This window comes from Porphyromonas gingivicanis JCM 15907 (assembly GCF_000614585.1).
GTDB classification, from domain to species: domain Bacteria; phylum Bacteroidota; class Bacteroidia; order Bacteroidales; family Porphyromonadaceae; genus Porphyromonas; species Porphyromonas gingivicanis.
On record NZ_BAKX01000024.1, the window covers coordinates 1 to 974 of the forward strand.

Consider the following 974-nt stretch of genomic DNA (forward strand, 5'->3'; position numbering starts at 1 on the left):
AGCTCGATCTGACAATTGTGAGTAAAGGCTCCTTTACAGTGCAAGGCGCAACGCGTAAGAACTTAGGCGATTACGAGTTAACAGCTACTGACGGGCGCATTAAAATCATAGGCGAGATAACTCTTCTGTATTGCTATAACAATCAGTTGACACAGTTGGACGTAACCAAGAATACAGAGTTGGAAAAGCTGTATTGCTATAACAATCAGTTGACACAGTTGGACGTAACCAAGAATACAGAGTTGACGGAGCTGGGGTGCCATAACAATAAGTTGACACAGTTGGATGTAACCAAGAATACAGCGTTGAAGGATCTGTATTGCTATAACAATCAGTTGACACAGTTGGATGTAACGAAGAATACAGCGTTGGAAAAGCTGTATTGCTCTAACAATCAGTTGACACAATTGGACGTAACCAAGAATACAAAGTTGGAGATGCTGGTTTTCCATGAAAATAAATTAACCCAACTCGATGTAAGTCAAAATAAGAACTTAGTAGATTTATCGGTATCTGGAAATAGAATTGATCGCGCATCTATGGATCGACTTGTAGCGCAGTTGCCTAATATTTCTGACCTTGAAGATGAAGAAGAGCTGGGCTTCTTCGTTGCCGTTGATACCAAGAACCCCAACGAAGGGAATTACCTAACCCAATCCTCTGCAGCAAAGGCTAAGAGTAAAGGCTGGAAGGTTAGAGACTACAATAATGGTAAAGATGCTAGTGGTGAGGATGATTGGCGAGGCATACCCTATGAGGGAGAGAGTGGATTTATTACCATGACGACCAGCAAGAAGGTCGGCGAGGAGATCAAACTGACGATTAAGAGTGAAGGCTCCTTTACGGTGCAAGGCGCAACACATAAGGGAGAAGGCAAGTATGAGTTGACAGCTACTGACGGGCGCATTACACTCAAAGGCGATATAACTCATCTGAATTGCTATAACAATCAGTTGACACAATTGGACATAACG

At 42.6% G+C, this 974-nt stretch carries 1 protein-coding gene; it reads left to right on the forward strand.

Features of this window, described 5'->3' with window-relative positions:
* Positions 1 to 17: 17 nt before the first annotated feature.
* On the forward strand, positions 18 to 974 hold a 957-nt coding region (locus tag JCM15907_RS12515; protein ID WP_199897247.1), incomplete at its 3' end, for a leucine-rich repeat domain-containing protein.